This window comes from Sorangium sp. So ce204 (assembly GCF_051526795.1).
Lineage (GTDB): Bacteria > Myxococcota_A > Polyangia > Polyangiales > Polyangiaceae > Sorangium > Sorangium cellulosum_B.
In genome coordinates this window covers 1,940,464-1,954,388 of sequence record NZ_CP150317.1, presented here as the reverse complement: position 1 = coordinate 1,954,388, position 13,925 = coordinate 1,940,464, and the positions used below count along the sequence as shown (strand labels likewise).

At 69.4% G+C, this 13,925-nt stretch carries 7 protein-coding genes; 6 read left to right on the top strand and 1 reads right to left on the bottom strand.

Features of this window, described 5'->3' with window-relative positions; genetic code table 11:
* Window positions 1-2: 2 nt before the first annotated feature.
* The gene (locus WMF22_RS07295) at window positions 3-788 is read right to left on the bottom strand and encodes an SDR family NAD(P)-dependent oxidoreductase (RefSeq protein ID WP_438035290.1); all 786 of its coding nucleotides are present in this window, start codon (window positions 786-788) and stop codon (window positions 3-5) included.
* A gap of 1,024 nt (window positions 789-1,812) precedes the next feature.
* On the opposite strand from WMF22_RS07295, the gene WMF22_RS07290 reads away from it, so the two are divergent.
* The 6 genes from WMF22_RS07290 (at window position 1,813) to WMF22_RS07265 (ending at window position 13,925) form a co-directional block, all read left to right on the top strand.
* Window positions 1,813-2,814: a Vgb family protein gene (locus tag WMF22_RS07290; RefSeq protein ID WP_437298393.1), complete on the top strand. Its 1,002-nt coding sequence runs from the start codon at window positions 1,813-1,815 to the stop codon at window positions 2,812-2,814.
* A 153-nt stretch (window positions 2,815-2,967) separates the two neighbouring features.
* Window positions 2,968-4,077: a PstS family phosphate ABC transporter substrate-binding protein gene (locus WMF22_RS07285; RefSeq protein ID WP_438035289.1), complete on the top strand. Its 1,110-nt coding sequence runs from the start codon at window positions 2,968-2,970 to the stop codon at window positions 4,075-4,077.
* Window positions 4,078-4,556: 479 nt separating this feature from the next.
* Window positions 4,557-7,559, top strand: coding sequence for a hypothetical protein (locus WMF22_RS07280; RefSeq protein ID WP_438035288.1), 3,003 nt, complete (start codon window positions 4,557-4,559; stop codon window positions 7,557-7,559).
* Between the two features lie 46 nt (window positions 7,560-7,605).
* On the top strand, window positions 7,606-9,507 hold the full coding sequence (locus tag WMF22_RS07275; protein ID WP_438035287.1) for a DUF4397 domain-containing protein: 1,902 nt from the start codon (window positions 7,606-7,608) through the stop codon (window positions 9,505-9,507).
* Window positions 9,508-9,653: 146 nt separating this feature from the next.
* Window positions 9,654-12,050, top strand: a complete 2,397-nt coding sequence (locus tag WMF22_RS07270) for a lysyl oxidase family protein (RefSeq protein ID WP_438035286.1) — start codon at window positions 9,654-9,656, stop codon at window positions 12,048-12,050.
* Between the two features lie 99 nt (window positions 12,051-12,149).
* On the top strand, window positions 12,150-13,925 hold the full coding sequence (locus WMF22_RS07265) for a M16 family metallopeptidase (RefSeq protein ID WP_437298388.1): 1,776 nt from the start codon (window positions 12,150-12,152) through the stop codon (window positions 13,923-13,925).

Below are 13,925 nucleotides of genomic sequence, written 5' to 3'. Positions count from 1 at the left end.
GCTCAGAACCCCGACCGGCGCGCCATCCGCCTCGAGAGCCAGCGCATGGGGCCAGGCGCCACGCGGGCGGCGAGGCTCGCGGTCTTCACGAACAGGCTCGTCTCCAGGACGTCGCGGCCCGCATCGACGGCGCGCACGATCATCTCGGCGACCTCGTCCGGGCTCTGCTTCTTGTGGCCGGGCGGGCGGTAGCCGACGTTGTCGTCGGTCACGACGGCGTTCGCGTGGAACGGGGTCTCGACCGGCCCCGGCCGCACCACGAGCACGCGCACGCCGCGCGACGAGAGCTCCGCGCGGAGCGACATCGCGAGCGCCTCCAGCGCGAACTTCGACGAGGCGTACGGGCCCATCCGCGGCGCCGCGACGAGCCCCGCGATCGAGGAGACCATGACGAGGGTGCCCTTCGTGGCCGCGAGGGGCTCGATCGCGAGCTGCGCGAGGCGCACGGGGGCGACGACGTTCAGCCGGTAGAGCGCCTCGAGCTCGGCGGGATCGATCTCGATCGACGGCGTGTAATAGCCGCGCCCGGCGTTGTTCACCAGCACGTCCAGCCGGCCGTACGCGCCGAGCGCCCGCTCGCAGAGCGCCTTGCGGTCCTCCTCGACGGTCACGTCGCCGGCCACCGCGAGGGCGTCGCCGCCCGCCGCGCGCACCTCCGAGGCGACCGCCTCGAGCGCGTCTCGCCCGCGCGCGCTCAGCACCACGCGCGCGCCGCGCTTCGCCCAGGAGAGCGCGAGCGATCGACCGATTCCGCTGGATGCACCGGTGATGACGACGACGGGGGCCATGTCGGCGAGAGTACACGACCTCCGGATGCCGACGAGAAACTTGCTGCCGCCGGCCGCCCGCCGCGGGGCCAGAGGCCGGCAGCCGGCGGCCGCGCGCCCTGGCCTCCCCGTCTCGGGCGCAGCTGCCTGAAGGCGCGACCCCTGCTCTCGCAGGAGCGGCAGCATCGGGTGCTGGCGTTCTACCGTTCCGGCACAGGACCGTCGCACAGCTGACGTCCGAATCGTTCTCGAATGCATCCGCTCGTCGATCGAGGACAACAGGATCACGCCATCACAGGACACACGTCGGTAATACGTAACACAAACTTCGCGCATTTCGTCATCGCACCTACTATAGTCCGGCCCACACGAAGCCGCCGGGGGGCAAGGCGACCGTCCCCCCGCATAGCGAGCTATGACGTGTGGGTCTCGATTGCATCGACGCGCCCAAATCGCGCAAATGCGCGAGCGTTCGAGCGCGTCACCATTGCATTCTGACGCGGGGTGACCAGCAGAGACACGAGCGCTGCTCGTCCTCGCTCCGCCGTCCGGCAGCGCCGCGGCGGCATCTCGCGACCGTGCGGTGACCCGAATGGGTCCGGCCATCGGCTCCATGCAGCCATGGCCGTTCAATCAACCTGTTTGGCGTGTCCGGCCGGCGCGCGGTCCCGGCGTTGCGTTCTCATCGCGCGCGCCTGGCGCCGACACTCCATATACGCGCGGAACGTAATTTCCTCCGTGGCCATGTGGCTCGTTCTACGAGCAAACAGGTGCGAATCGATACAGGACGGAATCCGGTTCCGGGGAGGGAATGGGGGAAGCACCGTGTGTGCACGCAGTTTGCCGACGCAGTTCAGAACGGGGCGCCGAGCGGGATCGTGACGGACCGCTGACGAGCGTGAGCGCGAAGAGGCAGCGGTCGAGAGCGCGCGTAGCGCCGCTCTCGACGAGCAACGCCGGCGCGCGGCGCAGCCGCGGCATCCACAGATTCGTAACAGGAGATCTCGCGAGACGCTCTCAACCTCAAACCCTGATAGATAATAAAATGAAGAAGAAGTCGATTGTTGCCTTGTCGATGATGGTCGGCGCCGCCCTCATGGCGCAGGCCGAGCACGCGAGCGCCGGGCATTGCCCGGCGGCGTCCGCGGGAGACATCACAGAGTACGCCATTCCTTCGGGCGCCACGCCGGGGGCCATGACCTTCGGCCCTGACGGACGCGTCTGGTTCACCGAGCCCACCGCCAAGAAGATTGCGGCCGCGGATTACAGCGGCAACGTGACCGAGTACCCGCTCGCGGCCAACGCGAACCCGCTCGCCATCACCCTCGGTCCGGATGGCCGGATCTGGTTCACCGATTCAGCGAGAAACCAGATCGGGGCGATCACGAAGCGCGGCGTCGTGACCGAGTACGCTATCCCGACGAGCAACTCGCTCCCGTCCGCGATAACGCTGGGGTTCGACGGGAACGTGTGGTTCACCGAGACCCTCCGCAACAAGGTCGGACGCATCACGCCGGCCGGGGAGATCACCGAGTTCGCGCTCCCGACCGTCAACAGCCAACCGCGCGGGATCGCGGCTGGAGTCGATGGCAATCTCTGGGTCGCGGAGTCGTTCGCGAACAAGATCGCGCGGATCAGCACGTCCGGGACCGTGACCGAGTACCCGCTGCCGCCCTCGTCCGTGACCCCCAACGCGATGACGCTCGGGCCCGACCTCCAGATCTGGTTCACCATGACGGGCAAGATCGCGAAGATCGATACCAGCGGGACCGTGACGGAGTTCGCGCTTCCTGCGCCGAACCGCTCCCCCTCGAACATCACCCTCGGGCTGGACGGCAATCTCTGGTACACGGATCAGTTCGCGAACAAGATCGGACGCGTCACCACGAGCGGCGTCGTCACCGAGTTCGATCTCCCGCTCGCCAACTCTCGCCCGTTCGGAATCACGCTGCTCCCGTCGCTCCGGGGGTGCAGCCTCCTCGACATCTGGTTCACGGAGCGGCAGGGGAGTCGCCTCGGCAAGATCCGCACGGTGACCACTCACTGAGCGGCACGCGTCGCGAGAGATAGAGACTTGACCGCCTGCCGGCGAGCGCTTCGGCGGCCAGGCGGCCTTCGCTGCGTTGTTGGCTTGATAGATGGGCGCCGTGCACCGAGATGATCGAGGTGCACGAGAGCACCGTCACTCTGAACGATGGAGATGAACATGAACAAGATGGGCAAGCTGGTTCTTTCGGCGCTCTCGGTCCTCGGCCTCGCGGCGTGCGCCGTGAGCAGCACGGACGAGGCCGTGGTCCTTGGCGAGTCGGAGCAGGAGCTGAACAACGGTCCGACCTTCTCCAATGGCATCTTCGGATCGGACACGCTGCACAACGTGATGACGCAGGCGATCACCGAGTCGGGGGTGCCCCTCACCTACCTCGGCACCGGGTCGGGCAATGGCGAGAAGTGCATGCGCGGCCAACCGGTGGTTTATGGCGGCAATACGTATTGCAACGGGAGCAAGGATCAGACGATCGCCCCGATGTCCCGGGCCCTGAACAGTCCCCAGTCCGGCGAGGCAAGCCATTGCGTCGCGAAGGACGGCGTCGCTCTCTGGGTGGATTACCCCGAGACCGCTTCCAACGTGGCCCTCGCCAACGTGAAGGGCGGGTTCTGCGGCAACGGCGCCGGCGACGCCACCACCTGCGGCAATTTCGACACGTGGGGCGAGTTCACCACGGGCGCGTCGAACTCCGGGAACACCATCAATTTCTATCGCCGCGACGACGTTTCGGGCACGACCGAAGTGTTCAAGGCCCTCGTTGGCTGCACCACCTTCTGCTCCGGCGTCAAGGCCGTCACCGACGACGCGCTCGCCGGGCCGCGGCTCACGACCGATCCGGCGGGAACGGTGGGGACCCCGCACTCGTCGTCGCTCGTGGCGTACGGGGGCACGCGGTCCTCGTCCACGCCCTGCCTGATCGCCGACACGGCCACCGAGTGCCTGGGCTGGATCGCCGCGCTCAAGGCCGATGTGGTCGCGTACGCCGGCCTCGCGGCGCACATTTCGGGCGAGAACCATTCGCTCAATGTCAACACCGTGGCACCGACCGAGAGCAATATCCGCTCGGGGTCGTACCCGTTGTCGCGCTTCCTGTATGTCAATGAGGGCAACGGAAGCCGCGACAGCCTCGAGGATGCCTTCCTGGACTGGGCCTTCAACACCGATGCCTTGAGGTTCGAGGAGATTCTGGAGGAGAACGACTTCATCGCGTGCACGGATCCGGACCTCGGGGGCCACCAGCCGCTCGACTGCTCCTGCCCCTGATTCATCTCCTCCTGTTGTCCTGGCAGCTCGCCGGTCGCGGCGTGCTCGCGGAGCACCGCGCCGTGCGCCGGATTTCATGAGTTGAACGCGTCGTCCTTGCCGCCGGCTGGGGATCGCCGTGTGCCAGTAGCATCCCTGGTCGGCGAGCAGCGTTGCTCGGCTCGCCTTTGACGTCGTACAGCCGCTCAATCACCTCACTCTCAGCCTGACCGGAGATGACAAGCTCTCGGCGCACCGTCGCTTTGAACGATGGAGATGACATGAACGAGATGGGCCGGCTGGTTCTTTCGGCGGCGCGTAAGTCAATGAAGGCGCAATCATCTACGTCGGTGGGACCGCAATGGCGTCACGGGCCCGTGACAACCGGCATTCACGGTTGTTCCAGGAGCTCACCGGTGGCATTTCGGCCGCCGCGACTGTAGGGGGTTCGCCGCTGCGAGCCCGGGGAGTTGGCAGCGATGGGTCAAGGTCGGTGTTGGATGACGATGAGGTCGGTGGTGCTGCTGCTCGGGGTCGTGTCCCTGGCCGGGTACGGCTGCGGAGGTGACGACACCGGTGAGCCCCCGGAGGGCACGAGCGGCGGCGGCGCTACCAGCGGCGGTACCGGCGGCAGCGGCGGGGTCGCGGGCGGCCGAGGCGGCGGGGCCGGCGGTAGCGGCGGGGTCGCGGGCGGCGATAACAGCGGAGGCGGCGGCAGCGGCGGTGACGGGGGGGGCCCGCAACCGCGCCCGTGCACCCCGGTCCGATCGCACGAACCGATCCCTCAGCGCCACTCGGCGACGGTCGAAGATGCCCTCGATACCTTCAGCAACCTCTCGGGGGAGATCGAGATTCAATGTGGCAACTGCCACAAGGCCCCGGCAGAGCAAGGAGATTTCTCCTACACGGGCACCCCGGAAAACCTGTGCGACGCGCGCGGCAAGAGCGGCAAGACGCCCGTTGACGTCATGCTCAGCGGGGAAATGCCCTACAAGATCGGCGGGCAAGAGGCGCTCGGCCGGCGGGTGCAGGCGTGGATCGAGCAGGGGTGCCCCGCCGGCACGTACGTCCTCCCGAAGGGCGATATACACGTCGATCCCGACGTAGATTTCGTGACCCCGCGCGAGATCGGCGATGCGCTGACGGAGCTCGGGAGCTGCATCCCCGACGCCGAGATCGTCGGCCGAGACGAGGAGGCGGACGAGCGCTTCGCCGCGACGCGATCGTTCGAGGACCTCCCGGTCAAGCTGTCGGAGACCGATTTCGTCTCGCTGGACGCCGAGGTGCTCGCGCGCAGGGGGACGCTCGCCTACGCGCCGACCTACCCTCTCTGGTCGGACGACGCGGCGAAGCTGCGCTTCGTGCACCTCCCGGCGGGACAGGCCATCACGTACGACCCGGACGCGAAGCGCCTCCGCGTCCCCCCGAACACCCGCCTCTACAAGACCTTCTTCAGGGCCGTGGTCGAGCCCGACGGCGTCACGCGATACCGCAAGATGGAGACGCGCATCATCGTGACGCGCGAGCAGCCCGAGGACGCGATCTTCGGCACGTACGTGTGGAACGCGGAGGAGACGAGCGCGAAGCTCCTCGGAACCGGGCTCGATCCGGCATCACCGGACAGCAGGGAGCTCTACCTGAACGGCGAGCCGTTCCCCGACTACGTCCGCCCTTACACGGCCGACGAGACCACCGGCGCACTGCAGAGCTACGCCGTGCCCGGCGCGACGCGATGCGTGGCGTGCCACTCGGGCTCGGAGAGCGAAAGCTTCGTCCTCGGCATCACGCCCTTCCAGCTCCACAAGCGACCCAAAGGGGAAGGCGGCGTCTACACGCCGGACGTGCTCGCCGATGAGCTCAATCAGCTCGAGCGTCTCCTCGCGTACGGCGTCGTGCGCGGCACGTCGGCGACCCTCACGCCCGACGCCTTCCCCAAGCTGGAGGAGTCTGCGCTGCCCCGCCGGCCGCGCAACGCCGACGAGCTGAACATGCAGGCCTACATGGCGGGCAACTGCGCCCATTGCCATAACCCGCGCGGCTATGCGGTGGCGAGCAAGGCGACGCTGCGAGGCCTGGACATGTCGCCTGGCGGAAGCGTCTTCGGGTTTCACATGGATACGATGGGCTCGGACGGGCTGTCCTACTTTCCTTCGATGCCCACACCCTTCGATGAGCTCGCCATCCAGAACTCCGTGCCCGGCGGGGGGATCTACCGTCGGGTCGTCCTGCCCACGGGAGCGTGGACTCTCCGCGAATTCGGCCTGCCCGTGCCCAACGAGGAGTTGGGCTCATTCTTCAATCTCCACATGCCGATGCATACGGCGTCTGTGGACTGCCGCCTGCCGGTCCTCGTGGCGCGCTGGTGGGCGTCGGTGCCGCGCGATTACGAGCGCGGGGGACAGGAGGCGCCGGAGGATCCGGAGGCGATCGAGCTCGCCGTTCGCGCGGCGGACGCCGCGGAGGCGCGCGCCCTTCACGACTGCGAGCAACATCGCGCCATCGGGTGGGTGCTCGAGGACACGACCGAGCGCTATCCCTATGTCCCGCGCAACATCGACTGGAAGACGAAGCTCGACGACTGGATCCGCGCGGAGGAGGTGACGAGCGAGCACGAGGCGCTGGCGAAGAAGGTCTACGCTCAGGGGTTCTTCGTCCCACGCTGCGCGTTCCCGGGGGATGCGCCAGAGCCCGAGACAGTGGAGCAGTGGATGATCAATCCGGGGACCGGGAGGCCGCGCCAGCCGTGGAGCGCGATCTACTGGGCCAACCCGGGGGAGCATATCTACGCCGGTGTCTGCGCGAACTGCCATGGGATCTATGGTGACGCCCAGACCGGCGCGGCCAGGGCGCTCCGCGCGACCTCGGGGGCGAGGGTGGCGAGCTTCGTGGACGGGCTCTTCGGCCCGCGCTGGGCGCCCAACGAGAACCTCGCCACGTTCCATGGCCCCGACGCCGGGGAGGACGACCTCGGCCCCGACGGGGCGGCGAAGTACCTCGTCTGGATGGCGACCGGGGGGACCACCATCTCGTTCGGCCGTACCCCGGAGGAGGAAAGGACCTTCTTCAATGTCTTCGTGAACAATCGGATAGTGACCGCGGTGCCGATCCCGCTCGATCTGGAGACCGCGAAGGCCACCTTCAAGCGATCGAGGGCGAACATGCTCGGCGTCGCGCGCGCCGCCTGCGATGAGCTCCGCACCGATGCTCATCGATACGGAGCCCGCTATGACGCCGCGGCGGCGAGCGGAAACTGGAATAGCATCCTGAGCAATGCGGTGGCGCCGGAGTTCGGCGTGCCCATGTGGAGGGACGTGTGCACGCTCAGGAATCCTCTCACGGATGGGCTCCGCGCCGCGGACGCGAGCTCGCCGGAGGTCGATGCATGGCTCCGGAGAGCTGTCTTCAACGCCGGCGTGATGGCCTACATCTACATGCGTGACGAGCTGACAAAGGGAGTCATCGCGGTTCCGCGTGACGCCTGCGAGCTGAAGTTCCCGAGGTAGTGAATCGTTCTGGCGCGTGCGACGCGCTGCACGGAGATGTGTTACGATGAAGATGCGTCAACGATGGCTGATCATGGTGGGTGCGCTGGCCGGGCTCTCGATCTTCACGAGCGCTTGCGGGGACGACGGTACCTCATCACAGTCGGGGCAAGGCGGAGGTGGAACCACGAGCGCCAGCGCCAGCACGTCGTCGGGCGGTAGCTCTGGCGGCGCCGGCGGTACGGGCGGTGCTGGCGGCGCCGGCGGTACGGGCGGTGCTGGCGGCGCCGGCGGTACGGGCGGTGCTGGCGGCGCCGGCGGTACGGGCGGTGCTGGCGGCGCCGGCGGTACGGGCGGTGCTGGCGGCGCCGGCGGTACGGGCGGCGGCGAGGCAGGTGGCACGGGCGGCAGCGGCGGCGCAGGTAGCGCCGGCACCACGGGCGGCAGCGGCGACGCGGGCGGCGCCGGCGGCACGGGCGGCGGCGATCCGGAGGAGTGTGGCCTGCCGCCGGACACCGACCCTGAACCCAAGGTCCGGTTCATCAACGCCCTTTTGCCAAATCGCGTGAACACCCCGGTAGGGGCCGGCGATCCGCCTGCGCTCCGCCTCTACGTGAACGGGGCGTCGGTACCCGACATCGAGGCAGTGTCGCCCAGCAGGGTCGCCGCGTCGGTCACGAAGTACGCCAAAGTGACGGCGGGCGCGATCACCTTCTCGGCACGGAGCGATGATGGAACCGGTGGCGCAGGCGATGCGCTCACGATCTCGGCGGATCCGCTGACGGTCGCCCCTGGGGCGCGCTACACGATCGTGGCCATCGGGATCCTGGGCACGACGTCCACCACCAGCAAGCCGCGGCTTCTCATCGAAGAAGAGAAGTTCACGACGCCTTCATGCAGCGAGGTCGCGTTGCGCTTCGTGAACGCCGACTCCAACTTGTGGAATCCGAAATCGTTCTACATCGACCGGAGCGCCACGGCCGCCGCGGCCCTCGACTGGTTCACCGCCAGCGCTCCAGAAGGCCTGCTCGTGCCCCTGTCGACCCGGTCGATCACGGTCACCGCGTCGAGGTCCTTCGGTCCGACGGGTCAGGCGCCGTTCTCGCTCGCCGCGGCATCGCTCATCGGCGGGCGATCGTACTTCGTCGTCGAGACCGGGGAGCCGACCCGCGTCGCCAACGACGCGCGCGCACACGGCCTGCTCGTCGTCCCGGCGGGGGACGACTCGCCTGCCGTCTTCGTCAGGCGGGATCCGCTCGTCTACCTCTTCCATGCGTCGCCGCCGCCCACGCCATCGTCCCTCGTGGTGTATTCGGGCACGGAGAGGATCGCCATCAACCTGAAGTATGCGCAGGTGCCGACGTACACCGATCTGCTGCCGGGGGAGTCGACGCTCTCGCTCGTCGCACCCGGTACCGGCGAGGGAGGCGCGGGTGACACCGTGGCGGTCGACGGTCAGCGGACGGGCCCACTGGACCCCGGCACGATCTACCTGGGAGGCCTGCTCGGCACCACCGGAGAGACGGGCGATAAGGCGCTGCAGCTCAAGCTGTGGAGGGTTCAGCCGGACCTGACCGGGACGTTCACCACCCCTCGCGTCCTGTTGATCAACGCCTCGGCCACAGCGCCCTCGGTGGATCTCGGCTACTGGTCGGTCAACGCAGACGGGACCCGAGGCGACACCTTCACGCCCGTGCACACCGACGTCGCGTACGCGTCAGCGAGCGCCACTACCGGCGTCGATTTCGTGCCGCCGCGCGCCGCCGACCAGCAATGGTTAGGAGTTCGACCGGCCGGATCCGCCGACGCCATCCGGAGCGTTGCGAGAACCCTGCCAACGAACTGGTATGCCGCTGTCCTCCTGGGAGACTGGAGCTCATCCGACCCAGCGAGCGCCGCGCAGCTCATGTTCGTGAGAGGCTTCGGCATCGCCCCCGCGTCCATTCCGGTGACGTTACCGAGCCCCTGACCGGTCGAAATCCTGCGCCCCCCGCTCGACCGTACGATTTCTCCCCGCGCGCCCCCTTACGATACGCAGCTTGCCTGACGGCCTGCCGGAGCGGCACACGCCTTCCGGCCCGCGCGGCTCGTCTGCTACTGCTGACCAGGGTGCACATGAAGAACGTCGTCGAAGCGCTGTTGATGGGGTCATGGCTCCTGGCGGCCGCCGCATGCGGCGATGACGGGCCGACCGAGCCGCCCTCGAGCGCGGCAGGCGGCGGCGGTGCGTCCGGGAGCGTCCGTTGCCCCGGCTCGGACATCGTGTGTCCCGGGGGCGCGCGGTGTCAGATCGACGCCGAGGGCAGGCCGTCGGGCTGCGCCGCCGCGTGCGACGGGGCGCGCGCCTGCGGCGACGCGGCGTGCTGCAGCCCCGGCGCGGCGTGCGTGCGCGGCGGCTGCGAGGCGGCGGACCTCGTGCTCGGGCCCCCGGAGCGAGGAGAGCCCGTCACGTTCGCCACGGTCCGCGTGGACGAGGACGCGTGCGAGCTGCTGCATGGGTGCTTCGGCGCGAGCGGCCGGCGGGCGCTCATGCGCTTCCACGTCTCGCTCGAGAACGCCGGCGACGTTCCGCTCGACCTCGGCGTGCCCTCGGAGAGCGACGTCTTCGCGCCGAACTTCTGCGAGGGCAGCTACGTCGTCCCGCGCTTCTTCCGCGCGCGCCTCAGCCAGGGCGGCGCGGTGGTCGCCGAGGCCGAGCTCGACGCGCGCTGCGTCGCGATGCCAGGCGGCCAGTACGGCTGCGACGCGCAGGGCCTCGGCCCGGGAGAGCACGTGGAGCAGCCCGGCACCGTGGCGTGCAACGCCCTCGACGTGACCGGCGTCCCGGCCGGGCTCTACGAGCTCGAGATCACCGTGAACCCGAACAGGACCGTCGCCGAGGCGCGCTTCGACAACAACACGATCGTCCTCCCGGTCGATTACCCCGCCTGCGACGGCGCGATCTGCGGCGGCGCGTGCTGCCCCAGCGGCCACGCGTGCGAGGCCGGCGTCTGCATCGTGCCCGACCTGCGCCCGGACAGGCAGCGCATCGTCGACACGATCCGGTTCTCGTACCAGACGTTCCCCAGAGACGCCTGCGAGCTCGTGGAAAGGTGCATCGGCGGCCCGGGCCGGCGGCATCTCCTCGAGTTCGAGGGGCGCGTCGAGAACGCAGGGCCCGGCCACCTCGACCCCGGCCCCGAGGTGAGCAGCCCGCTCTTCGAGTATGCGCAGTGCCACCAGCACTTCCATTTCCTGGACTTCACCGATTACCGGCTGGTCGACGCGGCGGGCGAGGTCGTCTCGCTGGGGCACAAGCAGGCGTTTTGCCTCGTCGACATGGAGCCCCTCGACCCTTCGTCCCCCGCGCCGCGCGGCTACCCGACCTCCGGAGGCATGGGGTGCAATTTCCTGAGCGCGGGGTGGGCCGACACCTACGACGTCGGCACGCCGTGCCAGTGGGTCGACGTGACGGACGTGCCCGAGGGGGACTACACCCTCCGCGTCACCGTCAACCCCATCGGCGCGATCGCCGAGCAAGCGATCGAGAACAACGTGGTCGAGGTGCCCGTCCACGTCCCGGCGTTCGCGCCCTGCGAGCCCGAGCCCGAGATCTGCGGGGACGCGGTGGACCAGGACTGCGATGGGCTCCCCGACGACGGCTGCGAGGGCGAGGGGTGCGCCTCCCCGGTGCCCGAGGTGTGCGGCAACGCGGTCGACGAGAATTGCAACGGCGTCCCGGACGACGGCTGCGCGCCGATCCCGGGCGCCGACAGCTGCGAGACGCCGGGGGAGCTGGCGGGCTCGATGGATTACGCGGCGGAGATCACGGCCGGGAACACCTCCGACGTCGCGCTGCCGTGCGGCGGCGGCGGCGGCGGCGAGGTGTTCTTCCGGTTCACGCTCCCGTCCGACGAGGTCGTGTACCTCGGCACCCTGGCGTCGGACGTCGACACGGCGCTCGCGGTGCTCGAGGGCGACGGGTGCGGCGGCCCCCCCGTCGGCTGCGCGGCCAGCAGCTGCGGCGACGCCGCGCCGGGCGCGCACTTCGCGGCCAGGCTCCGGGCCGGGACCTACACGGTCGTGGTCAAGGCCGCGCACCCCGAGGCGCGCGGCACGGTCCGCCTCAGGTTCCAGCGCGCGTCGTGCCTCGGCGAGAGGGCCGGGATCATCCCGGGCAGCGGGCTCATCAGCGGCGACACCACCGGGGCGCCGATCCCTCCCAGCTCCCTGTGCGGCGCGAGCAGCCCTGAGCAGACGTTCTATGTCCCGGTCTGCCCGGGGATGTCCACCGTTGTGTCCTCGTGCGGCCTGACCGACTTCCCGATGACGATCAAGACCGCGGACGACGCATGCAATCCCATCAACATCGAGTGCTTCGGCCCGCTCAGCGCATGCGCGGGCGAGAGGGAGGGCGTGAACTCCCGGATTTACGGGGCACGACCTGGAGGGAGCCTCGGCGCCATCACCGTGAAGGGGCGTACTCCGGTGGATTTCGGGCCGTACCAGCTCTTCATCGCGCCATTCCAGTGACAGGGGCGCGGCGCCGGGCGTGAACGTACAGCGCCGCTCCCCCATTCCACGAGCGAAGTTTGCGCTCGACGTCGGGCAATCTGCGCTAAAACCGCGCCCATGCGAGCCCACCATCGGTCCGAACGGACGCGCCTCCGGGCGCTCTCGTCCCTGTCCAGCGCGCTCGTCGCCGCGCTCGGCCTGACGTTGCCCGCCTACGCCGCGCCCCCGGCCGCAGCGCCGGCGCAGCCTGCGGCGGCTCAACCTGCGGCGGCTCAACCTGCGGCCAAGCCCGCGCCGCAGCCCGCGGCGGCGGCGCAGGTCGCGCCGGCGGCTCCGCCCGCGGCGGCGGCGAGCAGCGTGAGCGTCGCGATCCCGGTCGAGAAGTACACGCTGGAGAACGGGCTCGAGGTGGTCCTGCACGAGGATCACCGCACGCCCGTCGTGGCCGTCAACGTCTGGTACCACGTCGGCTCCAAGGACGAGCCGCGGGGGAAGAACGGCTTCGCGCACCTGTTCGAGCACGTCATGTTCCAGGGCTCGAAGCACGTGGGCGAGGACATGTTCTTCAAGTACCTGGAGCGGGCCGGCGCGAGCGATCGCAACGGGACGACGAACACCGACCGCACCAACTACTTCGAGACCGTCCCCGCCAACGAGCTCGCGCTGGTGCTCTGGCTGGAGAGCGACCGGATGGGGTGGCTGCTCGACCACGCGAACGACGCGACCTTCACGAGCCAGCGCAATGTCGTGAAGAACGAGCGCCGCCAGAACTACGAGAACGCGCCCTACGGCCTCGTGCCTCAGTTCCTCCGCGCGGCCCTGTTCCCGGAGAGCCACCCCTACCACCTGCTGACCATCGGCACGCCCGAGGATCTCGACGCGGCGCAGATGGACGACGTGAAGGCCTTCTTCCGGACGTTCTACGTGCCCAACAACGCGACCCTCGTCGTGGCGGGCGACATCGACCGGAGCAAGGCGAAGGAGCTCATCCAGAAGTACTTCGGCCCCATCGCGAAGGGCGCCCCGCCGCCCGTGGCGACGAAGCCCGACCCCGGCGACCTCGCGACCGAGAAGCGCCTCGACATCGAGGCGGACGTCGAGCTGCCCCGCGTGACGATCAGCTGGGTGACGCCGCCGAGCTTCGCGCCCGGCGACGCCGAGCTCGACCTCGTCGCCAACGTCCTCGCCTCGGGCAAAACGAGCCGCCTCTACAAGAAGCTCGTGTACGATCTCCAGATCGCGCAGGACGTCTTCGCGTTCCAGCAATCGAGCCAGCTCGCCAGCACCTTCCAGATCACGGCCACGCTGAAGAAGGGCAAGTCGCCCGAGCAGGCCCTGAAGCTCATCGACGCCGAGCTCGATCGGCTGCGCAAGGCGCCGCCGACGAAGGACGAACACGACCGGGCCCAGGCCAAGCTGCTCTCGGAGCTGGTCTTCAGCATGGAGCAGGTGACGGCCCGCGCGAACGCCATCAACAACTACAACCAGCTCACCGGCGATCCGGGGTACTTCCCGAAGGACGTGGCCAGGTACGAGAAGGCCACCGCCGCCGACCTGCAGAAGGCGACCGCGGATCTCCTGCCCCAGGGCAGGCGCGTAGTCGCCCTCGTCACACCGAAGCCGGGCGCCCCGAAGGCCGGGCGCCTCGTGAAGCAGAGCGGGGCGGCGACGCCCGCGGCGGCGGGCGCGAAGCCCACCACCGCGGCGCCGTCGGCAGCGGCGAGCGTGAAGCCCGCGGTCGCGGCGCCCGCGGCCGCGCCGGCAGGCGCGAAGCCCGCGGCCGCGCCGGCGACCGACAAGCCGGCGGCCGCGCCGGCCATCATGAAGCCCGCTGGCGACAAGCCCGCGGTCGACAAGCCTGCGGCCGGGCCGGCCGCGCCGAAGGGGGGTTGA

Excerpts from the sequence above, each read along its gene's own strand:
- WMF22_RS07295 (WP_438035290.1), bottom strand. The coding sequence starts at position 788 with ATGGCCCCCGTCGTCGTCATCACCGGTGCATCCAGCGGAATCGGTCGA.
- WMF22_RS07290 (WP_437298393.1), top strand. The coding sequence starts at position 1,813 with ATGAAGAAGAAGTCGATTGTTGCCTTGTCGATGATGGTCGGCGCCGCC.
- WMF22_RS07285 (WP_438035289.1), top strand. The coding sequence starts at position 2,968 with ATGAACATGAACAAGATGGGCAAGCTGGTTCTTTCGGCGCTCTCGGTC.
- WMF22_RS07280 (WP_438035288.1), top strand. The coding sequence starts at position 4,557 with ATGACGATGAGGTCGGTGGTGCTGCTGCTCGGGGTCGTGTCCCTGGCC.
- WMF22_RS07275 (WP_438035287.1), top strand. The coding sequence starts at position 7,606 with ATGAAGATGCGTCAACGATGGCTGATCATGGTGGGTGCGCTGGCCGGG.
- WMF22_RS07270 (WP_438035286.1), top strand. The coding sequence starts at position 9,654 with ATGAAGAACGTCGTCGAAGCGCTGTTGATGGGGTCATGGCTCCTGGCG.
- WMF22_RS07265 (WP_437298388.1), top strand. The coding sequence starts at position 12,150 with ATGCGAGCCCACCATCGGTCCGAACGGACGCGCCTCCGGGCGCTCTCG.